Origin of the sequence: Acinetobacter sp. SH024 (assembly GCF_000163635.1) — a bacterium.
GTDB lineage: Bacteria > Pseudomonadota > Gammaproteobacteria > Pseudomonadales > Moraxellaceae > Acinetobacter > Acinetobacter pittii.
On sequence record NZ_GG753600.1, the window covers coordinates 451,947 to 475,601 of the forward strand.

Sequence of the window (23,655 nt, forward strand, 5' to 3'; positions counted from 1 at the left end):
AAACGCCGCTATGAGCGGCTTTTTTATTTATAGTTCAAATTTTATGGTACGTAGGGTTTAGTCTTCTAGCAATCATCCTTGACGCCATATCATTTGTAGCTGTAATCAAAATCTATTGTCTTGTCGTTTTATCATCCTGATTTAATACATCCAGTAAAGTTGACTGCGTTGGAGTATCTTGATGGTTCTGGATATAAATATGGACAACTTTAAATACAACGACAACAGCTAGACAAGCCATCACACAAAACATCCATAAGCCATACGGGCTTCGAATATGTTGTGAACCACAATATGGACATGATTTATCAGTCGATGCCACAACTTTGTCGCAACACGCACAATGGTATTGATATAGCATAGGTAACCCTCCTTCCCTCATTTCAACCGTTGTTGTTTTAATAGGTTTGCTGCATTTTTAATTTATACATCCTTTATATTTATCCTATGTGAAATGAATAGATAATTCAATCTGGATGAACAATTGAGTCAATTAAAAAAATATTAATTAAAACATATATATAAGTTAAATATTATTTTTATAGGACTATTTTTCTTATTTTGATATTTTGCCAAATTTGTTAAAATAAGCGAATAATCTCACATTTTAGGCAAATGCATGTCACATACAAAGCTCATTAATAAAGGTGGCTTTCGCGAACGAGCCAACCGAAGCCGAGGTTATCAACAATCTGAAAATAAGCAAACAGCCTTAGCTTCAAACAAATACCAACCTCAAACAAAACCACAAGAAAGCCCAACTGAATTGGCTCAAACAGATTCTGCTGTGACTGAATCTCTAACTAAATAATTTGTATCTTCTTAAAATAAAAAAGGCCTAAACTTTGGAGGTTTAGGCCTGTAGATAAGGTATTTATTAATCCTTATTTTTATGTTCAATTTTCTTATGATCTGGAGTGACTTCTCGCGCTTCTCCGTCAATAATGCTTGAATCACGGTATTGACCTTGACTACCACCACCTTGTTGATTCTGCATATCTTGCATTTGGCGCATTAGATCAGCAAATGGATTTTGCCCACCCATATTACCGCCCATACCACCCATCATTTTATCCATCATAGCTTGTTGGCGTTTTGCAAGAGTTCTCATGGCTATATTACGGAAAGCAGTTTGAACACCAGGGATCAAAATTAAAACCGCTAACACATCAGAAACAAGGCCTGGCAACATTAATAAGAAACCTGCAAAAGCATAAGCAAGTTTTTTAGTTACTGTTGGGTCATTACCGAGTTGGCCAGTCATCTGCATTTGCTGTAATTGAGGCATAATACCAGCAGTACTTCTGCGAATAAGCCCCAAACCAATAAAGAAAGCAAGAATGAACCAAAAGAACACATACCATCCACTGATGAACTGTGCTACGCCAATCCATACGGCAATTTCAACAATCGCGCCCAGAACTACAATAAGAAGTAAATTCATGTAAAACTTTATCTATCTCAAAAAGAAAATTCATTGCAGTTTTATTTGACCCAACCCTACCTAAGTTATAAATAAGGTTTAAGCGTTCCTCTTAGCTTTGATAGTTCTGTCTAATTCCTAAAAATTAACAACGCTATCGGATCAACAAGAGTCTGCAATACTGGAGTACATTTGATTTTAACTCGATAAAAACAAACATGCTTTATTATTAATGAGTGCTGTATCAAGTTTATCAAGTGCGACTTCAATTAGATTTTAATTTTTTTACTCTAGTTAAACGGAAAGTCCTTCAAAAAAGCAGCTTTTTAGTCTAGTTAAAAACTTAGGTTCTTAGAAAAATTCGATATATTTCTTTTTATATAGTCGTTTTATAAAATTTTAAAAAGTAGTGCATAGATATAGAATTTCCTAAATAACTTACATTTTCTCTATCTAAAAGTACCTCTATTCAAGTTAAATTAAAGAATAACTCTTTTAACCCCACATAAACTCATGACTAAAAAAGCTCTTTTCTTTGCCATTGGTACGATGTTTTTGTCTGCATGTTCTTTTAATACGGTAGAACAACATCAAATACAGTCAATTTCTACCAATAAAAACTCAGAGAAAATTAAATCGTTGTTTGATCAAGCACAAACTACAGGTGTTTTAGTTATAAAACGTGGGCAAACAGAGGAAGTCTATGGCAATGATCTTAAAAGAGCATCAACCGAATATGTTCCCGCCTCTACCTTTAAAATGTTAAATGCTTTGATTGGACTTGAGCATCATAAAGCAACACCAACTGAAGTGTTTAAATGGGATGGGCAAAAGCGTTTATTTCCCGATTGGGAAAAAGATATGACATTAGGCGATGCGATGAAAGCTTCTGCTATTCCAGTTTATCAGGAACTAGCTCGACGAATTGGCCTTGATCTTATGTCTAAAGAGGTAAAACGCATTGGTTTCGGTAATGCTGATATTGGTTCAAAAGTAGATGATTTTTGGCTTGTTGGTCCACTTAAAATTACACCTCAACAAGAAGCCCAGTTTGCTTATGAACTAGCCCATAAAACTCTTCCTTTTAGCAAAAATATGCAAGAACAAGTTCAATCTATGCTGTTCATAGAAGAAAAAAATGGACGGAAAATTTATGCCAAAAGTGGTTGGGGATGGGATGTGGAGCCTCAAGTGGGCTGGTTAACAGGCTGGGTCGTTCAACCACAAGGAGAAATTATAGCTTTCTCACTTAATTTAGAAATGAAAAAAGGCATACCTAGCTCTATTCGAAAAGAAATTGCTTATAAGGGATTGGAACAACTCGGTATTTTATAGTTTAGACTCTTTAGCCGGGTTCATATTTCACATTATAAACCAGGCTATTGCTTAAACTTGAAATTTGAAAGCTTTATTGTTTATCCATCAACTGGGGTATGTGGTGTATTTAAATTTAACTGATAGAAAGCAGCATCTAACCATTGCCCAAACTTAAAACCGACTTGCTTAAAAGTACCTGCATGAATAAAGCCCATTTTTTCATGCAAACCAATACTTGCTTGGTTGGTTGCATCAATACAGCCTATCAATACATGTAAGTCTGCCTCTTGAGCACGCTTAATCAATTCTTGCATTAAAATTTTGCTTAATCCGCCGCCACGATGTTCATGGTGGATATAAATACTATGTTCGACCGTATATTTGTAGGCAGGAAAAGCTCTAAAAGTTCCCCAACTTGCAAAACCTAATAACTTGTTTGTCTCATCTACAATACCAATGACAGGAAAACCATTTTCCCTTTTAACCCCGAACCAATTTTTCATTGAGTCTTCAGAGCGCGGCAAATAGTCATACAAAGCGGTAGAATTGATAATTGCTTCATTCAAAATATCTAATATAGCCTTTGCATGTGTAGCTTCATGACAATCGATTAAACGTAAATTTGGATTAAGATTTTTAATCATGAAGATTCCTTAAGAATAGAGACGAGCTCATTACATACAACTAAAATATATCGAGCAGCTTTAGAAGAAGGATTGCTATATATGATCGGTTGATCTAATTGCATCGCCAAACAATCACCCTCTTGTAAAGCATAAAATTTTTCACCCAGTTGAATATCAATTTGCCCCTCTATCACCCAAATTTGCTGTAATACAACTTTGGAATTCGCACTTGTTTCATAAGTAACTCGTGACTGAGCTGGAAATTCAATTTCAACGATTTGAAATGGAGATTTCCAATTTGGAGGCGAAACTTGACGGCGAATATATCCCGTTTCTGGATCTTTCCATTCTGCTTGTTGAGTACGCCGTACCATAGGTTGAGGCGATTGAGTATTCGGGGGGGAATCAAATAGCTGAGTCAAAGGCACCCCTAAACCATTTGCTAGCTTTTCAAGAACAACAGCTGTAGGGCTCGCTTCTCCTCTTTCAATGAGTGAAATTGCAGAACGGCTTACCTGACATCGACTAGCAAGAATATCTAGGGTATATCCACGCGCTAGACGTATTTCACGCACTTGCTGCGCAATGCGGATATTAATATCTTCCATCTACTGATAAACTTTAATTCCAAAATTATAGATAAGTATTCCACTAAAATAGAATTACATCAAATGATTTTAAAGATATAAATTGGTTCGATAAAACCGAAAAATAACCATTCATCGCAGCATTCTTTAAATTACGCATGCAGAACCTTTTTGGCTATGTAACAATACTCTCTAAACTATTTATATAAGTCTTCACATGGCATTGATTATTGGTATTGACCCGGGTTCACGCTTAACAGGTTATGGCATCATTGAAAAAGATGGTAGTAAACTGCGTTTTGTTGATGCCGGTACAATCCGAACTGAAACTCAAGAAATGCCAGAGCGCTTAAAACGTATTTTTGCTGGTGTTGAGCGAATTGTGAAATTCCATGGCCCAACTGAAGCTGCGGTTGAGCAAGTCTTTATGGCTCAAAACCCAGACTCTGCCTTAAAACTAGGACAAGCCCGTGGTGCTGCCATAGCCGCATTAGTGAATTTAGATTTACAAGTTGCAGAATATACTGCCCGTCAAATTAAACAGTCTGTGGTTGGTTATGGCGCTGCCGATAAAGAACAAGTTCAAATGATGGTGATGCGTTTACTTAATTTGACCATTAAACCTCAATCCGACGCAGCCGATGCCCTTGCTGCTGCCATTTGCCATGCTCATGCATCGGGAAGCATGAGTAAACTTTCTGTTTTAAATGCCTTAGGTGGTATGGCACGTGGGCGAAGTCGTTCTAGCAGTCGTAGACGTTAAAAATTTATTGATTTACAACCTGACTAATGGCTTGATTCATTTGGTAAGCCTGTAAACCACGCATACCTTGTTTTGCAAGTTCATCACCTGCTTGAGCATGCAGAGTCACTATCTCATGTAATGCAATACCTTTGTGGAACTGAGCTTTTAAGCTCGCAATCATTCCTGCTAACACATCTCCCATTCCACCTGTTCCCATACCAGCATTACCTTGCGTACAGATATACAAATTATCTTCTAAAATTAAGCTACCCGCTCCTTTAAGCACCCAATGGCTAGCATATTTTTGTTGTAAGGCATAAATTGCAGCAATTCGGTCATTTTCAATTTGCGCTGTAGAGCAACCAAGTAAAGTAGCGGCTTCACCAGGATGAGGTGTGGCATAAATATGTGTATTTAACTTTTCAGGCTGTTTAGCCAGAAACCATAAAGCATCTGCATCTAAAACAACTTCTAGGCGTGTACTCTGATTTAACAAATTAAACCATTGTTGGTAAATCTGCTTTGCCCAATCGTCACGGCCTAATCCCATTCCAAAGCAGACTGCATCGACCTGAGATAGAATCTCTTTAATATTGTTTTCATCTAAAGCATTAATATCACGAAGCATAATATTAGGTGCCCGCGACAAAATGGCTTGATGATGGTTGCGATGACAAACCACTGTCACTTTGCCTGCACCAGCATGAAAAGCAGCTTCAGCAGCCATAATAACAGCCCCGCCCATTTGCTCATGTCCACCCACCACTAAAACATGCCCGTAACTTCCCTTATGCCCAAATGCCATACGCTGAGGAAGTTTAATGTTTGTGGGTGACAAATAAGCTAAGGGTTTCAACTCGTAGTCTATAGGAATTAAATTAATTAAATGAACTTGTCCTGCGTACTCTTTACCTTGCCCTGTAAATAGTCCTGCTTTAAGACCTAAAACAGTAAAGGTATGATCAGTTCTTACTGAACAGGGTAAGACTTGTCCTGTATTTGCTTGTAAGCCACTCGGTATATCAATCGAAATTTTTAGGCCCACTTGTTCATTAAACTTTCGAATTACTTGTTGCCAACCTATATTTAATTCTCGGTTTAAACCTATGCCAAATAAACCATCAATATGACAATCAAATGTTCTTTTAATATCAAAATTTGAGTGAATTGGGACTTTTATTTCTCTAGCAAATTGCGCTGCACAATGTAAATCAGCTGACTCACCCAATTGAGCTGCAAAGATTTCAACATTAAATCCTGCTTGTTTAAGGTAACTTGCTATAAAGTAACCATCACCTGCGTTATTGCCTTGTCCGCACCAAATAGCAATATTCTTTATAGCCTGCTCGTTAAAAAGCTCAATAAGTTGCTGGGCAATTGACCAAGCCGCTTGCTGCATTAAACCTAATGAGGAGTTTTGCGCAGCAAACCAGCGCCGCTCCCATGCTCGAATATCATCGCTATGGTAAACTACCGCCTGCATATTATTATCCTCTTGCATTTTGGTTTATGACATCTTCCGACACATCACGCATTGCAGTGCAACAAATTGATCCACATGAGTTAAAAGCATGGGTCAAAGCTCAAGCATTAGACTTGGGTTTTGCTGATTGTGTCATCGCAAAACCAGATGCTCAAGAGCAAATGCCACGTTTTTTAGAGTATCTTGAACGTGGTTATCATGCAGACATGACCTATTTAGAAGAAAATCTAGAAAAGCGAGCTGATCCAACACTATTAGTGCCTGGTACAAAAAGTATTATTTGTGTCCGCATGAATTATCTTGTGGAATCTCCAAAGCCTCGATATGTACCTTTGGAACCTAACTCCGCCATTATCGCCCGTTATGCACGTGGTCGTGATTACCATAAAGTCATGCGTGGCCGATTGAAAACGCTAGCAACACGAATTCGTGAAAAAGTTGGTGACTTTGAATCTCGTCCTTTTGCAGACTCGGCTCCTATTTTTGAGAAATCATTAGCTGAAAGTGCTGGAATGGGTTGGACAGGTAAACATACTTTGCTCATTCATAAAAAGTCAGGTTCTTTTTTCGTATTAGGTGAGTTATTTACATCACTCGAGCTACCTTTCGACGAGCCTGCAACAGCACATTGTGGTTCTTGTAGCGCTTGTATTGATATTTGCCCGACGCAAGCAATTGTCGAGCCTTATATGTTAGATGCAAGACGTTGTATTGCCTATTTAACTATCGAATATAAAGGAATTATTGCTGAAGAATTACGTGCAGGTATTGGAAACCGAATATTTGGTTGTGATGACTGCCAGTTAATTTGTCCTTGGAATAGCTTTGCCAAAACAGCATCTATTTCTGATTTTAATCCTAGACATGGGTTAGATAATATTAGTCTGCTTGATATCTGGCAGTGGGATGAAGCCACTTTTTTAGCCAATACGGAAGGTAGCCCGATCCGCCGGACAGGTTATCAATCATTTAAACGTAATATTGCAATCGGATTAGGAAATGCTCCTTATTCAAAAGAAATTGTAGATCAACTACAAAATGGCAAAAATTTACATGACGAAATCGTCAATGTGCATATTGATTGGGCAATTGAACAGCAACTTAATCAACTTCAGCTATCAAATTAAAAAAATGATGTTTTTTGCCCTATAGCTTTAATACGAATTCTGTATGATTATGTATAGTGAATTAATGCCATCATCATGGATATGACAATGACTCTACGTAATGATTGGAATCGTGAAGAAATCCAAGCTTTATATGAACAACCTTTTTTGGATTTAGTTTTCAAGGCTCAGCAAGTACATCGTGAGCACTTCACTGCCAATTCAATTCAGGTCAGTACCCTTTTATCTATTAAAACGGGTAAATGTCCTGAAGATTGCAAATACTGCTCACAATCGGCACATTACGAATCAAAACTAGAAGCAGAAAAACGTATTGCTGTTGAAAAAGTGATTAGTGAAGCAAAAGCTGCAAAAGATTCAGGTTCTTCACGTTTTTGTATGGGTGCTGCTTGGCGTAACCCACATGAGCGCGATATGCCTTATGTTTTAGAAATGGTACGTGAAGTTAAAGCATTAGGTTTGGAAACCTGTATGACTCTAGGTATGCTTAACCAATCTCAAGCAGAACGCCTAAAAGTTGCTGGTTTAGATTACTATAACCACAATTTAGATACATCTCGTGAGTATTATTCTCACATCATTAGTACTCGTACTTTTGATGATCGTTTAAATACCCTTGATTATGTTCGTCAAGCTGGTATGAAAGTTTGTAGTGGCGGTATTGTAGGTTTAGGCGAAAGTCGTGAAGACCGAATTGGTTTATTACATGAACTAGCTACCCTACCAATTCATCCTGAATCTGTGCCAATCAATATGCTTGTTCCTATTGAAGGAACACCTTTAGCTGATGTTGAAAAGCTTGATGTTATTGAGTGGATTCGTACTATTGCTGTGGCGCGTATTATCATGCCGCATAGTTATATCCGTCTCTCTGCAGGCCGCGAATCATTAAGTGATTCAGACCAAGCATTAGCATTTATGGCTGGTGCAAACTCATTATTCTCTGGTGATAAACTACTAACCACACCAAATGCCGGTGAAGGTAAAGACCAAGCTTTATTTAATAAACTAGGTTTAACGGCTGAAAAACCAAAGCCAACAGTTGCTGATTTATCAGTAGATGCAATGAGTGCTTAACTCAAATTAGAAAATTTAAAAGCCCTGATTATTCAGGGCTTTTTTCATTTATATAGAAGTTACTAATATTCCGTAAGTAGCATTCAGAAAGGTTCCGACTCGAATAATATCCTTTCCTGCTGCATGCGTTACTGTGAATTCTTGGCTCAACACATCAAAATTAAAAGAATCAAAAACATCTTGATGGTGTAAAAGCCAAGTCACTGTATCTGCTACATTTTCATCCGCAATATAAGTTAAAGCCTTGAAGTCTTTACTCATAAATAACTCTTAAAAATAAATTTTATGAATTTTATATGAGTTCACTCTACCTTAAAAGAAAATCTAAGCTGCTTTAGGATTTACTAACGAATGACCTGATAACAGACTTGCCAAGGCTTGAGGTGTAAATTCTAAAGAAAGCACATGATTTTTGAGATTGACTGAATGCTTACTAATTAATGGAAGTAAGCCATCTTCTGTTTCAAAAACATATTCATCTGCAATATTTAAGATGCCTTCAAGGTTTGTCGTACTTGAAGCAAGATCATGGCTAAAGATGTCATAAATCGTTTGCAAGTTAAACGTTGTTTGCTGCTCCGTCGGATGCTTGATGAGATAATCCTTTAAAAATAAAACTAATTTATGAGCAAAGAAAAAGTAATTAGGTTTATAGCTATACTTCATAGTATTCATGGAACTGAACTCCAGATTATCTTTTATTGAATTACAACTAAAACAGTAGGAATTGAACCTTAAAAAATTCTTAAAAAATTAAATATATTTATAAGATATACACAAAACAATTTTATCATTCAAAAACAATAACTTAATCAAAAATATTAGATATTTATTATCTTAAATATTTTAAAATTACATTAATTCAATACAATACAATCACTTAGATATTACTAATTTTTAAATTCTATTTTAAATAAAAACCAACTAATTATTTTACCAACTGATAAAAAATAATTTATTTAATTTTTATTAATAAAAACAATTGATCAAAATATATATAAATATAATGTTTTCCTTGTTTTTTGATTGAAAAGTGATATATTTCCTTCGCCTTACTTAATCAGAATAAACTTACTGAAAAGTAATGGATTTTATTTTAAAAAGCTATTCTGGGGATTTTATGAAAAAATTTATTTTTGTGGCGGCAGTTTCTCTCTTAAATATAGCAAATGCACAAGCAGCAGATGGCACAATTACTATTAATGGTCTTGTCACGGATAATACTTGTACTATTGATACTGGAGATAAAAATTTAACAATCAATTTGCCTACTGTTTCATCTCAAACCTTAAAAAATGCTGGTGATGTAGCTGGTCGTACACCTTTTCAAATTAATCTAACGAACTGTACCGCTGCAGGTAAAGTCGCAACTTATTTTGAACCAGGCGCAACCGTTGACTTTAATACGGGTCGTTTATTAAACCAAGCAACTTCTGGTGCAGCAACAAATGTAAATATTCAGTTACTTGGCAGTAATAACGCTGTAATTCCTTTACTTGCTACAAGCACAAATGAAACTCAGACGAATTCACAATGGGTAAATGTTTCAGCAGGCGGTAGTGCTGATCTTAACTATTATGCTGAATATTATGCTACAGGTGCTTCTACTGCTGGTACGGTAACATCGCAAGTAAAATATACGATTATTTATCAATAAACTTAAAATTGAAGCTTCTATTCATGAATAGAAGCTATCTCCTTCCTATTATTTGTTATTGAGAATATGACTGATGCTTTTTCGTGGTCGTAAATTTTTTTGGGGATTAGTGTGTCTGCAAGTAGTGCTCACTACTACAGGCCATACTGAAATTGTTTTACATGGTACTCGTGTCATTTACCCTTCAAATGCACGTGAGATCACATTACAACTAAGTAATAACGGCACGGCCCCGTCTCTTGTTCAAGCATGGATCGATGATGGAAATGCAAAGTCAACACCAGATGAAACAAATGTATCTTTCATTATTACTCCACCAATTTCACGAGTAGAAGCAACTAAGGGGCAAACCTTAAGAATTACAGCTTTACCTACTACATCTCAACTAAGCCAACAACAAGAATCTATTTTTTGGCTTAATGTTTTAGATATCCCTCCTAAACCTGAAGGAAGAACTCAACAAGGTCAAACCACAACAACCTCTAAAAATTTTTTGCAACTCGCTGTTCGTTCGCGAATTAAATTTTTTTACCGCCCTATAGATCTAAAAGAAAATATTGATCAACTAAGTGACAAAGTCGAGTGGAAAATAAATGATCAATATCTAATGATAAAAAATCCGACACCTTTTTTTCTTACTATTACCTCCATTTTTCAAGGAAGTGAAGGCCATAAAACAGACTTATTGCAACAAGGCTTAATGATTGCCCCTTATTCAGAGGATAAAATTAAACTAAAAAATAAAAACTTAGCAGATATGAGCTTTGTGTATATCAATGATTACGGTGGACGAGTTGAGCACACAATAAAATTCTAACCTCATTGTATTACTTAAGAAAATTTAAAACCTATCATGAATAGGCTCTAGAACTATGTCTAAATGGTTTATACCTTATATATGTTTAAAAAGCCCCTTTACTTGGTATGTCGTCTCAAGTATTACGCTATTCATGCCTATGGCTATATATGCTGAAAATACTACTAATGCTCCACATTTTACAAAGGCTGAATTTGATAGCAATTTCTTAGTAGGTAATGCACAAAAAATTGATATAGCTCGCTTCAAATACGGAAACCCGATCTTGCCTGGTGAATATAGCTTAGATGTTTATATTAATGGTCAATGGCTGGGTAAACGGCGTATGCGATTTACTGCCTCAGCCCCTAACATAAATGCTGAAACATGTTTTACAGAGGCCATGTTGCTTGAATATGGGGTAAAAGCTAATATTCTAAGTCAACATGACTCTAATTCATCTCTTTCATGTAAAGCGCTCGCTTCATGGATAGATAGTGCTTTTTATGTATTTGATAGTTCCCGTTTAAGAATTGATATTTCGATCCCGCAAGTCGTCTTAGAAAAAAATCCGCAAGGCTATATCGATCCACATTTGTGGGATCGTGGTATTAATGCAGCTTTTTTAAGCTATAACGCCACAGCATATCGAATAGTCAATGAACAACATGCAAATAGTTATGCTTTTATGGGAACCAATCTTGGAGCAAATTTAGCAAGTTGGCAGTTTCGCCATAATGAACAATGGAAATGGCAAAGCCAATCTAATTCTCAATCTAATAATTTTTCTTATACCTCGACAAATACATATGTACAAAAGGCATTTCCAGATATCCATGGTGTGGTGACTTTAGGAGAATATTTTACTAATAGCGATTTTATTGACTCTTTGCCCTATCGTGGAATGAATATTTCAAGTGATGACCGAATGCTTCCAAATAGTATGCTCAGTTATGCTCCAAGAGTTCGAGGTTATGCCAAAACCAATGCAAAAGTCGAAGTTAGACAACAAGGTAATTTAATTTACCAAACCACAGTCCCACCAGGAAACTTTGAAATTAATGATCTCTATCCCACAGGATTTGGAGGTGAGTTACAAGTTTCGGTACTTGAATCTAATGGAGTAGTTCAAAAATATTCTATTCCATATGCTTCTGTAATTGAAATGCTACGTCCTCAAATGAGCCGATATTCATTCACCTTAGGACAATTTCGAGACCCAAACATTAAGTTAACTCCATGGCTAATACAGGGTAAATATCAACGCGGAATCAATAATTACCTTACAACTTATAGCGCAATTCAAGGAACACAGCAGTATTTCTCTGTATTGTTAGGTACAGCTTTTTCAATGCCTATTGGCGCTATTTCTTTTGATGCAACACATTCAAATGCCAATTTTTCTTATCAACCTAAAATGACAGGGCAAAGTTATCGTCTAAGTTACAATAAGTTATTTTCTCCAACGCATACTAACTTAACACTAGCAACTTATCGTTATTCAACACAAAACTATCTCAAACTACGTGATGCAATTTTGATTCGGGACTTACAAGAGCAAAACATTGATAGTTTTTCGGTAGGTAAGCAAAAAAGTGAATTCCAGCTTAATTTAAATCAAGCTCTTCCAAACCAATGGGGAAATTTCTATTTAGTAGGTTCGTGGACAAACTATTGGAACCAGTCTACTACTAATAAGCAATTCCAATTAGGTTATAGCAACCAATTTAAAGATTTAACTTATAGTTTCTCTGCAATTAATAGTGAAACTATTGAAGCTAGCGGGCGAGCTAACCAAGATACTCAATATCTCATTTCTCTATCCTTTCCCTTAGATTTTAAGAAAAGCTCTTTAAATTTTAATAGTCTTATAAGTGAAGATAGCCAAATTCTGAGTTTTAGCGGTTTTACAGGAAACCGGTTGAATTACGGCGCATCAATTTCCAGTCAAAACCATGGGCAAACGAATCTCAATATCAATGGCAACTATAAGACAAACTACACAACATTAGGTGCTTCTTTTAGTTACGCTGACTCATATCAACAAGAAATGCTTAACTTGAGTGGCAATATCGTTACTCACTCCCAAGGAATTCTGTTTGGTCCAGATCAAGCTCAAACAATGGTTTTAGTTTATGCACCAGATGCAACAGGAGCACAAGTCGGTAATACACCAGGCCTCAGCATAAACAAAAAGGGATATGCGGTTATCCCATATGTTACGCCTTACCATATGAATGACATTAGCCTTGACCCACAAAACATGTCTACACAGGTTGAGCTAGCTGAAAGTAGCTTACGTATTGCTCCCTATGCAGGCTCAATCACTAAAGTTCAATTCACAACAAAAAAAGGTTACGCACTTTTTATCAGACCGACCACTTTAGATGGCTCACATTTACCTTTTGCCGCACAGGTATATAACCAGAATAACGAAGTAATAGGTATTGTTGCGCAAGGCAGCCGTATTTATTTACGAACCCCCTTAACCCATGACCTTTTATATGTGAGATGGGGAGAAAGGAATACTGAAAAATGCGAACTTGAATACGATATCACGGATCAAATAAAGCATAACAATCAATCAATTATTATGACAAAGGCAGTCTGTAAATGAATAAGATTTTAAAAAAAATTGGATTTTTGGCAGCGAGTCTATTTGCTTATAGCCATACAAATGCAAATTGTAATTTAAGTAAGGGATTTACCACCGTCGATATCCCGATGAACATTGGTAAAATCGTCGTAAAACCGACTGACCCTATAGGGACTATCTTACAAAGGAATACTTTTACGATTTCTCCCAATAATTCCACTGCAACATGTAGTCGTGCTAGTGATCAAATTATTGCGGCTCTCCCCTTAAATTATCCAGTTAGCCCAATAGGTAATAATGTATATGCAACCAATATTCCCGGTATTGGTATTCGTCTTTATCGTGAAGCAGCAGATGCTTCAGATTTTTCTGGGTATTACCCATATAGACGTACTTTAACCCCAAATACTGCATATACCCTTTCACCGGGATATTTTGTTATGGAAGTTATTAAAACATCCATGACCACAGGTTCAGGAGCATTAGTAGCAGGACGTTACAGCACCTATTATGTATCAGGTCAACAAAACCGACCATTTTTAACTACTACAGTATTAAGTAATGCTCCTATTTTGATCGCGTCTTCATCATGTGAAATTCAAAATGGTGTAGATATACCTATTCAACTCCCGACTGTTACAAAGTCAGGTTTTAAAGCGATTGGTTCAACACAAGGCGAGCAGAGCTTTAATCTATCGATTTTATGTAACGGCGGCGAAAACAACTCGGGTATAGCAACAAGTAACACCATCAGCTTAAGTTTTGACTATAATTCTGATCCCAAAAATAATCAGGTCATTAATAATAGTGCAGCAAACTCAACCAAAGCCAATGGTGTGGGTGTAGAACTATTATGGAATATGAATGGTGCCACTACCCCAATTCAAAAACAATAAAACAAAATATAGGCACAGTCAGCTCTAATCAGACTATAGAGTACGATATCCCCTTAACTGCTCGTTACTATCAAACAGCGGCTAATGTAAGCGCGGGTGAGGTTACGGCAACAGCAACTGTAACTATTCAATATGATTAACTTATCTCTAAAAATTTATTAAAAATAATTAAGCTTAGCTCAGCTAAATAATCTTAAAATTTAACGATTCAAAAATTTTGTAGTTATATTAAAAAGTCACATAAAAAAATGCTCATAAGCAAAAATAGCAAATGAGCATTAGTGATAACCACTTAACCTGAAATACAAATTGTGGGAAATAGATCACAATTTGCATAACTATAATTCCAAAATTTAGCTTAAAAATCAAGTCTTTTTTTTAACAAAAATTTAAATAACCACAGTAAACTATTGTTTTATATTAATTAAAAAATTAAATTTATTTTTTACATTCCTATTTTATAGTGTTTCTAAAGAATTATCATTCTATTAATTAATAAAAACTTAATTTTAAGAAATAATGAAAGAAATTGATTTATATGGCCTAAAGATAATTTATTTATTTTTCAAAAGCTTAATAAAAAACAAATTTTATAAAATTATAAAGAATTACATAATCTATAATAAAAAAAACATAAATAAATTTAGAAATCCCCTTCAATTACAAACAATATTCTTAGGCTTTTATCAGAACGTAACATGCTCATTTTTTGGAAAATATTATGTATTGTTTTACTAAGTCTAGGAGCTACAAGTATAGGTTACGCGATCAGTAAAATTGATCTTTTTCTTTTCCTCATAGGGCTACTTTTACTAATATCTTTTATTTTAGCTTTAAAACAGGCACGTGAAGATGCAGGCTTTTTTTCTGATCAATGAAATTTATAGGTAAGAATATCGTATTAACAATAAATTCATGATTGAATGCATTGTACAACTTTCTGGATATTTATAAAAAACATGTCAAAAAATTCTTCCGATGCTGGAATTTTTTTATGGATGACTTATCAAACTATGCAGCAAATGGGATTAGATGCAGCATCTATTTTTGCAAGTGTAAATTTACCCAATCAACCGCCCGATAAAAATATTCGTAGAGACAATTCTACTCAACAGCGATTTTGGACAGCGGCAGAAGAAATAAGTGAAGATCCTGATATTGGTTTGCATGTAGGTAGTCAAATGCCTGCTTTCAGAGGTTTAGTTATTGAATATTTATTTTTAAGTAGTTCTACTTTCGGTGAAGGTTTACAACGTGCTTTAAGATATCAGGACCTGTTAACCGATGTATTTAATCTTTCTTTAATTGTTGAAAAAGATATCGCGTTATTAGTAGGTTTTGAACACCCTGTAAGACATTATCTTGAATGTGGTATCGGTATTTTTCTTAATTTTTTTAAATATATTACAAATAACGAGTTTAGGCCTAGCCAAATTACATTACCTTATCAACAAGGTGCTTCAGCTAATAATTATCAAGAAGCTTGGAAATGTCCGGTAATTTTAAACCAAAAACAAGGCGCTATAATTTTTCCTAGTACATTATTGAATAAAGCATCACCAGCGGCTGAACCTGAATTATTAAAAATTCATGAAACAATTGCTGAACAGCAACTATCAAACTTAGAAAAGCATCAACTTGTTTATGCGATTGAGCGCTTGCTCAGCAATGGTTTACTTGAATCTGGTCAATTCGATCAAAAATTTATTGCTGAACAATTAAATCGTAACCCACGTACCCTTCGAGCTGATTTACAAGCAATTAATACTAATTACGAGAAAATTTTAAACCAGCATCGAGAGAAGCTTGCAAGACGTTTACTTGCAAACACCAAAGAAACCCTTGATCAAATTGTTTATTTAACTGGCTTTTCTGAACCCTCTGCATTTACACGAGCTTTTAAACGTTGGACTGGTGAAACTCCAAGCGCATATCGCGAACGCAAACAAAAGCAATAAAATTGATTTTATAGGCAGTTCTTGGACTGCCTATAAAGTCAAAGCGATAAAACTTTCTTATTTTACAATGCATTTAAATTATGATTCATGAGAAGTAATTAGTATGCTCGGGTTTCCTGTCGGTATTTTTGTTGCAAATGGCCTTGAATGGTACTTCCATAAAGTTTGGTTACACGAATATCCAACCAAGTATCGTAACAGCCCTTTTTTTACTCATATTGCTCATCATAAACGTGCTCGCTTAAATAATTTTCATGATGAAGGTTATGCAGAATCAATGTTCAAAAATGCAGAAATTTATAATGAAAAAACAGCATTAATTAGTTTAGCTGGTGCTGCAACAGTATTCTTACCAGTAGCGCCCTTTTTTACAGCTGGGCTTTATTATGGCTTATGGAATTATTGGCGTGTACATTCAAAAGCCCATTTAGACCCTGAATATGCTAAGAAACGCATCCCTTGGCACTATGATCATCATATGACAAGCAATCAAAATGCTAATTGGTGCGTTACCAAACCATGGTTTGACTATATTATGGGAACTAGGGTTAAAACCGAGGTATCTCAAACCGAAAGCAACCCCTTAGGTATCAAATTACCTAAGTTGATAGAAAAACCAATTAATTTTGCTGCTCGACGCATACTTGCCAAATCGTATGCCAAAATTGATTTAAACTCCGATCAGGACCAATCTAATTTACGTAGAGGAATAGAAGTCAGTCTGGCTTAAAATTTATCTCAATATAAAAGCTGCGGACTCCAGCAGCTTTTTAAATGAATGCAGTTAATAGCTTAGACTTTAAATGGCTCAAAGCAAGACATAAGAAAATCCATTACTGCACGTATTGCAGGGCTATGCCGTAAATCTTCGTGTGTGACTAACCATATTTCAGCACTCATCGGATAATCATCTTGTAATCTGACCAAATTGCTAATAGCTCCTAAAAAATCTGGTAAGACCGCTAAACCAATTTCCCCACATGCAGCTCTCCACTGTAACTCGGGATTATTGGTAACCATTATAGGTTCTTTATGATTTAATCTTTCTTTTAACTTTTGCTGTTTTTGACCATGCACTCCCCCCACTTCTACACTAATCCATTCATAATTTTCAGGATCTGTTGAAGCTAAATAATTTGAACCGGCATATATTCCAAAAGGTATTTCACCTACTTTTCGAGCAACTAAATTTTCATCCTTAGGACGTCCAAATCGTACCGCAATATCGGCCTCACTATGCTGTAAAGAAACATAATGAACATCACCGAGTACCCGTAATTTTAATTGCGGATAATGGCGATAAAATTTACCCAAATGAGGCATGATGAGATGTGCAGCAGTTAAAGGAGGCATACTAATAGAGACACTTCCCATTACTTCTTGCTGACCTGCTTGAGTTAAACGTTCAATAGAAAAAGTTTCTTCCATCATACGAGCAACTACTTGTGCAAGACGTTCTCCGTCAGGAGTCAGAATGTATGTCCGTGGCCTACGATCAACTAATTTAAGTTTTAAATTTTGTTCTAGCTGGGCAATTCTTCTAGATACAGTTGCATGATCTACTCCCAATTTTCTGGCAGCAGCAGAAAGTGACTTTTCTTCGGTAAAAACTGAAAAGTAATGCAAATTTTCCCAATCAATCATTGTGCAAATTTTCACATTAGAAGTGTATTAATATGGAATTGTACACCTTTATAGATTTGTCGAGAATAAAACCTTTCTTAATGGGAGCCTGTCCATGAACAGAACGGTGGCTTATGCCTATACTGGTGTTGTCTTAACGATGTTTTTTTGGGGATCAGCATTTAATGCAATGTCTTATATTATTCAACATATGCCCCCGTTATCTGCTGCGTCTGAACGTTTTTTTATTGCAAGTCTAGGCTTACTCTTAATCTTTTCAATAACAGGCCAGCTTAGATGGACAGCCTTAAGACAGAATCTAGCTATCTATCTGATTATTGGTATTATCGGAATTGCGGGATTTAACATTGGCTGTTTTTATGGACTTCAAACCACATCAGCTGTTAACGGTGCTTTAATTATGGCAACCACGCCATTAATGACTCTATTAATGACAATCCTTTTAGATGGTGAAAAACTTACTACTAATAAATTCTTAGGCGTTTTATTTGGCTTAAGTGGCGTGTTACTGGTGATTAGTCAGGGACATATAACGACTTTGCTGCACCTCAAAATAGACATTGGAGATCTATTTATATTATTGGGCGCATTTGGATTTTGTCTTGCAAATGTACTGTCTCGCCGTTATGTAAAAAATGCTACTCCCTTAGAAACAACAACTTTTTCTATGCTGTTCGGGGCAATAACACTTGGTTTGTTGAGTGTGATATTTGAAGATCCTCTTACAGCGATTACATCAGCCCCTATAAATGCGCACTTAGCCATGGGATATGTTGTTATCTGCTCTACCATGATTGCTTATCTATTCTGGTTTAATGGCATACAAAAGTTAGGTGCTGGTCGTGCTTCTGTCTTTTTTAACTTTGTCCCAGTGTTCAGTATGATAATTGCTCTACTTACTGGACAAGCCCTCAATATCTGGCAATTAGTAGGAACAGTTTTAGTAATGCTTGGTGTAATGAGTAGCGGAGGATTTTTTAAAATTAAAAGCACTCCACTTATGGCAAAACATTGTACAAAATAAGAAATATGCTGCTACATTAAAAATCTGTACTTAATATGTAGCAGCATTTCAAGTATATAAATTATTTCTTTAAATTCTTATATTTTCAAAATATTTTTTTACAATTGTGATGGTTTATACAAAAGCTCATCTTAATTATTCCGTTGTAACAAATACTGTATGTTTCTTTAAAACTTAATAAAAGATTGCCATATATAGTTTTAAAACAACCAAAGGAGATATTAAAATGAAGCTGGATTTTACAACAATTGAAAAGCAAGCCAAATTGCTACAAGAAGAGCAAGAAAAGATCGAGCAACGAGATCATGAATTTCAAGTTGCCTTAGATAAACACAGAGAATCCCTTAAGAATTTATTTAAAGATCTTTTCTCCGACCGAGAAATTAAGACTGAAAATGGAGGTCACTTCTGTGTAACCTTCAGAGATTTCAAAATTTCCTTATTGATTGAAACTGCTAAATTTGAAAATGGCGTTCCTGTAAAATTAAACTCCGTAAATCCTGTTATTATTAAATGCAAGAAAGATAAGCCGATTGCAAAAGCACAGTTTACAGATGCAACCCAATATCTAGATAACCATTTAGACACTCCAAATTATCAGTATTATTTTAAGCAAGAAGATAAGACCCAACTGGTACAATTTTCTGAACTTCCCACTTATTTCCAACTAGTTTTAGACGCAAATGCATAAAATAGAGCCCTCTGCAGAGGGCTTTTTCATATATTATTTTTTTATCATTTAAATTTTAAAAAATAAAATCAGTCAAATACTTTTTCTACTTATCTATGAATTATTTAACTCAATTTTAACGTCCAATACTTCAAAAATATTTGATTCTTCTTAAAATTACTTGTATATACATGTTTATATTTGCTTATACAAATATGAATAAATAAGAATAGGATGGCTCTTAAAGGATAAGGAGAGTGAAATGGACTCATCGGCTGGGAAACCTAATAGTAGTTTTATAGAAAATCGAAGTATTGATTTTATTCCTGAAAATGAAAGACATGGCGGAGTATTTGCCCAATTCACCCTATGGTTTGGTGCTAACTTACAAATCACAGCCATTGTGACAGGCGCGCTAGCCGTTGTGTTAGGCGGGGATGTTTTTTGGTCTATTATTGGCTTATTAGTAGGACAATGTTTTGGTGCTGCCGTCATGGCACTACATGCTGCCCAAGGTCCTAAACTTGGCCTCCCTCAAATGATTTCAAGCCGTGTGCAATTTGGGGTTTATGGCGCGTGTATTCCAATCATACTCGTTTGCCTTATGTATATTGGTTTTACCGCAACTGGAGAGGTATTAGCGGGTAAAGCAATTGCACATTTGGCACATGTCAGCAACACAACTGGTATCTTAATTTATGCAAGTTTAATCATTTTATTCGCAACGATTGGATACCGTTTAATCCATTTGGTAGGCAAAGTAGCCAGTATTATTGGTTTGATTGCTTTTGTGATTATTTTGACTCAGATCTTCGCACTTTCTGATTTTTCTGAACTCTTAGCAGTACGTCATTTCAGCTGGTCTTCATTCTTGTTAGCAGTTTCCCTTTCTGCTTCTTGGCAAATCTCTTTTGGTCCCTATGTTGCAGATTATTCTCGATATCTTCCAACTAAAACATCTTCATCTCGTGTTTTTTGGGCTGTCGGCTTAGGTTCTTTAATTGGCTCACAGATTTCTATGAGCTTAGGCGTTTTAATCGCTCAGGTTGCAAACGGCAATTTTGTTGGAAATGAAGTTCAATATGTTGTGGGTATGAACCCAATTGCCCTTGTCGTAACCTTTCTATATTTTAGTATCGCTTTTGGGAAAGTTACTCTAACGACCTTAAATGCCTATGGCAGTTTTATGTGTATTGCTACGATTTGGAATAGTTTCAAATCGACAAATCAAATCTCAAAAATAACAAGATTATTGATTGTCCTTGCTATGGTTGTAGTCTCAACCTTTATTGCAATTATAGGTGAACATACTTTTTTAAGCGCCTTTAAAGCATTTATTTTGTTTTTACTCACCTTTTTTATTCCGTGGAGTGCCATTAATCTTGTTGATTACTACTTTATCTCTAAAGAAGAATGTGATGTAGATGCACTCTATGATCCAAATGGTAAGTATGGCCGTTGGAATCGGATTGGAATTACCTGCTACTTTCTAGGTATTTTGATTCAACTGCCATTTATTGATAGTAAATTCTATACGGGTCAAATTGCGGCATTGCTAGGAGGAATCGATTTATCGTGGCTCGTAGGTCTTATCTCTACTGCATTGATTTACTACATTTTCGCCAAGAAAGCTCAACTCAAGTTTTCAAAACAATTAGTGATTGATCAAATCAAATAATGAAACTAGATAAGCTATCAAAGTCGATCACCTTGATAGCTTATAAAATAATTTTACGGTTATTCTGATAGCGCTTTAGCCTGTGCCGAAATAGGCAATCCAAATAACTTATCAAAGCTCCAATTAAATATAAAAGTATAGATAGGGATAATGATAATAAAGGCCACATCTAACCAAAAAGCAGCAACCAGAGAAATATCCATCCACCATGAAATAAGAGGAATCAAAAACAAGACTAAGGTAAGTTGGAAACCAATAGCATGCCCCACTCTACGCTTAACTGTACGGATATGGCTGCTTTGTCTAGCTTCCCATTTCTCATATAAAATATTGTAGATAAAATTCCAAGTTACAGCGATGGTCGTAATCATGACAGAGAGTGGTCCTGTATGTTCAACACTATCACCTGCCAAAATCGCTAACCCTACTGATGAAATAACCATTCCGATTATTTCATAGGAAGAAACATATACAATTCGACGCTTTATACCTTGCATAATCACTAAACTCTGCTTAATTCCTTATATTTTAATTTCAGTCAAAATCATATATAAAGTTAATAGCTTTCAGTTCAGCTGATATCAAAATGAATTTTAACAGTGAAAATATTGAACTTTTCATAACCGTACTCGATACGGGTTCTTTCTCTGCGGCTGCTCGTAAACTAAATCGAGTCCCCTCAGCAGTAAGTATGGCCGTTGCTAATTTAGAAGCAGAATTGGGTTATATATTATTTGAACGGACTCCTCGAAAGGTCATTCCTACCGCTGCAGCATTAGCCTTGGAACCTCAAGCACGGATCATTTCTGAACAACTTAGGCTATTTAGCACTCATGCACATGAACTTTCTTTAGGACTTGAAAGTAAATTGCGTATTGGCGTTGTTTCCGATGTAAATACAAAATTATTATTCCATTCAATAAAGAAACTAGCCGATAAATTCCCTTTACTCAACATAGAAGTTATTACTGCTCCCCAAGACGACATTGTTAATTTACTTTATACGGAGCAAATCAGTCTTTGCTTAGCGGGTTCAGACCTCAATATAAAAATGCGCGAGAATCTACAATTGGTAATGACTGAAACAGTGGCGGCTACGATTTCTTCTAACCACGCTCTTCTACAAGATAGAACAAAGCAGTTTTCTATTGAGGAATTAATCAATATTAGACAAATTGTTGTGGCGAGTAGTGAACATAAAATGAAAGATCCCCGTTCAATTATTGGTGCAATGTACTGGAAAACCAATAGTCTACAAACAGCAATTAATATGGTTGAAGCTGGACTTGGTTGGGGAAATTTTCCGTTATCACTAGTACAAGATAAAATTGATCAAGGTCACTTAGTCCTTTTAGATTTTAAAAATACGAAAAATCATTTACCTCTATCTATTTATTTAATTTGGCTCCAAGACCGCCCTTTACCTAAAGCAGCTAGAGAGTTAATTAAAATTATTCAAGAAAATTTATAAAACTTTATAGGTTAGTTCTGAAAGTCTAAGGATTTTTATAATTTTGATTCTTGTTAAATCTAGTTTATTTAAAGCTTAAGCTTATTACTCTGTGCCATCTTTCTAAATACTACTAAAAACAAAAAGCCTACTTAGAAAGTAGGCCTCTTGTTGTATTTCAGGATTAAGCAATAATATTTTGTTTTGTAAAAAATACACTTATACTTTATTAAAACCAAGTGTTTTAGTCAAGAATAAAGTTTATAAGATACAAACATTTGTATTGTTGTGAAGACAATCACAATTTAGGTTTCATATAGAAAATACTTTAGAGACGGAAAGGTATTTTAATGATAAAAATTTCTATTAGCGTCCTTAACAGCTTTTTTAGAAAAACACAATAAACATCTTAAGAAAAAGTATTATATTTTAATTAAATTTATTTGCATTAAAAAAATTGAATCCGTTTATTCGTTAGTTTTATGTTTCATTATTAAAGTTGCTAACTTTATATCTTAATGTTTACTTTTTTAAGTTGAGTTTAAATTTTAAGCTAATCTAAAAATTAATAATACTATTTTCTTAAGTAATTTGGCCCTAATAGTCTATATTTTTACTACATATAGGCTAGAATCTTATTAAGAGAATTATTGTAACTATTATTTTTCGAAATATATAGTTAAAAAGGCAATCTACCATATACCTAAAGCTTAATTACAATATAAAAATACATAATATTTTTAATCACCATTTATATTTATCTTAAATAAGTTTTTTCTAATTCTATATTTTCACAACACACAAACAGCACAGCTACAATTTCCGCTTATATTTTAAACAAAATTTATTTTATATAAATTAATGTCTCAAACTACAAATACAATTAAGTCATCGTCACAAT

The 23,655-nt window shown here is 35.1% G+C and carries 24 protein-coding genes and 1 pseudogene; 16 read left to right on the forward strand and 9 right to left on the reverse strand.

The genetic code is table 11. From position 1 onward, the window contains the following. Window positions 1-112: 112 nt before the first annotated feature. Window positions 113-361, reverse strand: a complete 249-nt coding sequence (locus HMPREF0013_RS25160; RefSeq protein WP_002121448.1) for a hypothetical protein — start codon at window positions 359-361, stop codon at window positions 113-115. Window positions 362-619: 258 nt separating this feature from the next. Between HMPREF0013_RS25160 and HMPREF0013_RS08060 the strand changes: the two genes are divergently transcribed. Beyond that, on the forward strand, window positions 620-811 hold the full coding sequence (locus tag HMPREF0013_RS08060) for a hypothetical protein (protein WP_002121357.1): 192 nt from the start codon (window positions 620-622) through the stop codon (window positions 809-811). A gap of 66 nt (window positions 812-877) precedes the next feature. Here the strand turns inward: HMPREF0013_RS08060 and HMPREF0013_RS08065 are convergent, their stop codons facing one another. After that, complete coding sequence (locus HMPREF0013_RS08065) at window positions 878-1,444, reverse strand: FxsA family protein (protein WP_002121432.1); 567 nt, start codon at window positions 1,442-1,444, stop codon at window positions 878-880. A gap of 492 nt (window positions 1,445-1,936) precedes the next feature. Between HMPREF0013_RS08065 and HMPREF0013_RS08070 the strand changes: the two genes are divergently transcribed. Further along, complete coding sequence (locus HMPREF0013_RS08070; RefSeq protein WP_002121386.1) at window positions 1,937-2,758, forward strand: OXA-213 family carbapenem-hydrolyzing class D beta-lactamase OXA-500; 822 nt, start codon at window positions 1,937-1,939, stop codon at window positions 2,756-2,758. Window positions 2,759-2,838: 80 nt separating this feature from the next. Here the strand turns inward: HMPREF0013_RS08070 and HMPREF0013_RS08075 are convergent, their stop codons facing one another. Together HMPREF0013_RS08075 and HMPREF0013_RS08080 are read right to left on the reverse strand one after the other, a co-directional pair. Next, entirely contained in the window at window positions 2,839-3,384 is a 546-nt protein-coding gene (locus HMPREF0013_RS08075; protein WP_002121393.1) for a GNAT family N-acetyltransferase, read from the reverse strand. Continuing rightward, window positions 3,381-3,974, reverse strand: a complete 594-nt coding sequence (locus HMPREF0013_RS08080) for a helix-turn-helix domain-containing protein (RefSeq protein ID WP_002121334.1) — start codon at window positions 3,972-3,974, stop codon at window positions 3,381-3,383. The genes HMPREF0013_RS08075 and HMPREF0013_RS08080 overlap by 4 nt, the downstream gene beginning before the upstream one ends. A gap of 196 nt (window positions 3,975-4,170) precedes the next feature. Between HMPREF0013_RS08080 and ruvC the strand changes: the two genes are divergently transcribed. Next, on the forward strand, window positions 4,171-4,716 hold the full coding sequence (gene ruvC / locus HMPREF0013_RS08085; RefSeq protein ID WP_002121356.1) for a crossover junction endodeoxyribonuclease RuvC: 546 nt from the start codon (window positions 4,171-4,173) through the stop codon (window positions 4,714-4,716). A 4-nt stretch (window positions 4,717-4,720) separates the two neighbouring features. Here ruvC and HMPREF0013_RS08090 read toward each other — a convergent pair whose 3' ends face one another. After that, a complete protein-coding gene (locus HMPREF0013_RS08090; RefSeq protein WP_002121474.1) occupies window positions 4,721-6,181 on the reverse strand; it encodes a bifunctional ADP-dependent NAD(P)H-hydrate dehydratase/NAD(P)H-hydrate epimerase in 1,461 nt (486 codons plus the stop codon). Between the two features lie 26 nt (window positions 6,182-6,207). Here HMPREF0013_RS08090 and queG point away from each other — a divergent pair, with 26 nt between their 5' ends. Beyond that, entirely contained in the window at window positions 6,208-7,308 is a 1,101-nt protein-coding gene (gene queG, locus HMPREF0013_RS08095; protein WP_002121344.1) for a tRNA epoxyqueuosine(34) reductase QueG, read from the forward strand. Between the two features lie 87 nt (window positions 7,309-7,395). Then, window positions 7,396-8,385 (forward strand): biotin synthase BioB, encoded by a 990-nt coding sequence (gene bioB / locus HMPREF0013_RS08100; protein WP_002121433.1) that lies wholly within the window; start codon window positions 7,396-7,398, stop codon window positions 8,383-8,385. Window positions 8,386-8,433: 48 nt separating this feature from the next. Here bioB and HMPREF0013_RS08105 read toward each other — a convergent pair whose 3' ends face one another. Then, complete coding sequence (locus HMPREF0013_RS08105; protein WP_002121471.1) at window positions 8,434-8,646, reverse strand: hypothetical protein; 213 nt, start codon at window positions 8,644-8,646, stop codon at window positions 8,434-8,436. Between the two features lie 63 nt (window positions 8,647-8,709). Continuing rightward, window positions 8,710-9,060 carry a hypothetical protein gene (locus tag HMPREF0013_RS08110; RefSeq protein ID WP_017386793.1) on the reverse strand — a complete coding sequence of 117 codons (351 nt, stop codon included), beginning with the start codon at window positions 9,058-9,060 and terminating at the stop codon, window positions 8,710-8,712. Between the two features lie 409 nt (window positions 9,061-9,469). On the opposite strand from HMPREF0013_RS08110, the gene HMPREF0013_RS08115 reads away from it, so the two are divergent. From HMPREF0013_RS08115 to HMPREF0013_RS08145, 7 genes and pseudogenes are all read left to right on the forward strand, one after another. Beyond that, window positions 9,470-10,042: a fimbrial protein gene (locus HMPREF0013_RS08115; protein ID WP_002115990.1), complete on the forward strand. Its 573-nt coding sequence runs from the start codon at window positions 9,470-9,472 to the stop codon at window positions 10,040-10,042. A 73-nt stretch (window positions 10,043-10,115) separates the two neighbouring features. Continuing rightward, window positions 10,116-10,859 (forward strand): molecular chaperone, encoded by a 744-nt coding sequence (locus tag HMPREF0013_RS08120; protein WP_002115985.1) that lies wholly within the window; start codon window positions 10,116-10,118, stop codon window positions 10,857-10,859. A 139-nt stretch (window positions 10,860-10,998) separates the two neighbouring features. Beyond that, window positions 10,999-13,455: a fimbria/pilus outer membrane usher protein gene (locus HMPREF0013_RS08125; protein ID WP_078210457.1), complete on the forward strand. Its 2,457-nt coding sequence runs from the start codon at window positions 10,999-11,001 to the stop codon at window positions 13,453-13,455. After that, window positions 13,452-14,470: pseudogene (locus HMPREF0013_RS08130) on the forward strand (fimbrial protein). Before HMPREF0013_RS08125 ends, HMPREF0013_RS08130 begins: the two are co-directional and overlap by 4 nt. 558 nt (window positions 14,471-15,028) lie before the next feature. Next, window positions 15,029-15,208 (forward strand): hypothetical protein, encoded by a 180-nt coding sequence (locus tag HMPREF0013_RS25165; protein ID WP_002115975.1) that lies wholly within the window; start codon window positions 15,029-15,031, stop codon window positions 15,206-15,208. 81 nt (window positions 15,209-15,289) lie between these two features. Then, window positions 15,290-16,288 carry an AraC family transcriptional regulator gene (locus HMPREF0013_RS08140; protein ID WP_002115967.1) on the forward strand — a complete coding sequence of 333 codons (999 nt, stop codon included), beginning with the start codon at window positions 15,290-15,292 and terminating at the stop codon, window positions 16,286-16,288. Between the two features lie 103 nt (window positions 16,289-16,391). Then, window positions 16,392-17,018, forward strand: coding sequence for a sterol desaturase family protein (locus HMPREF0013_RS08145; protein WP_002115991.1), 627 nt, complete (start codon window positions 16,392-16,394; stop codon window positions 17,016-17,018). A 62-nt stretch (window positions 17,019-17,080) separates the two neighbouring features. Here the strand turns inward: HMPREF0013_RS08145 and HMPREF0013_RS08150 are convergent, their stop codons facing one another. Continuing rightward, window positions 17,081-17,932 carry a LysR family transcriptional regulator gene (locus HMPREF0013_RS08150; protein ID WP_002115973.1) on the reverse strand — a complete coding sequence of 284 codons (852 nt, stop codon included), beginning with the start codon at window positions 17,930-17,932 and terminating at the stop codon, window positions 17,081-17,083. A gap of 94 nt (window positions 17,933-18,026) precedes the next feature. On the opposite strand from HMPREF0013_RS08150, the gene HMPREF0013_RS08155 reads away from it, so the two are divergent. From HMPREF0013_RS08155 to HMPREF0013_RS08165, 3 genes are all read left to right on the forward strand, one after another. Then, window positions 18,027-18,956, forward strand: coding sequence for a DMT family transporter (locus HMPREF0013_RS08155; RefSeq protein ID WP_002115987.1), 930 nt, complete (start codon window positions 18,027-18,029; stop codon window positions 18,954-18,956). A gap of 226 nt (window positions 18,957-19,182) precedes the next feature. Continuing rightward, the gene (locus tag HMPREF0013_RS08160; RefSeq protein WP_002115978.1) at window positions 19,183-19,647 is read left to right on the forward strand and encodes a hypothetical protein; all 465 of its coding nucleotides are present in this window, start codon (window positions 19,183-19,185) and stop codon (window positions 19,645-19,647) included. Between the two features lie 241 nt (window positions 19,648-19,888). Next, the gene (locus HMPREF0013_RS08165; protein ID WP_002115972.1) at window positions 19,889-21,304 is read left to right on the forward strand and encodes a purine-cytosine permease family protein; all 1,416 of its coding nucleotides are present in this window, start codon (window positions 19,889-19,891) and stop codon (window positions 21,302-21,304) included. A gap of 59 nt (window positions 21,305-21,363) precedes the next feature. Here the strand turns inward: HMPREF0013_RS08165 and HMPREF0013_RS08170 are convergent, their stop codons facing one another. Further along, complete coding sequence (locus HMPREF0013_RS08170) at window positions 21,364-21,801, reverse strand: PACE efflux transporter (protein ID WP_005802377.1); 438 nt, start codon at window positions 21,799-21,801, stop codon at window positions 21,364-21,366. An 89-nt stretch (window positions 21,802-21,890) separates the two neighbouring features. On the opposite strand from HMPREF0013_RS08170, the gene HMPREF0013_RS08175 reads away from it, so the two are divergent. Then, window positions 21,891-22,775 carry a LysR family transcriptional regulator gene (locus HMPREF0013_RS08175; RefSeq protein WP_002115984.1) on the forward strand — a complete coding sequence of 295 codons (885 nt, stop codon included), beginning with the start codon at window positions 21,891-21,893 and terminating at the stop codon, window positions 22,773-22,775. Window positions 22,776-23,655 lie beyond the last annotated feature (880 nt).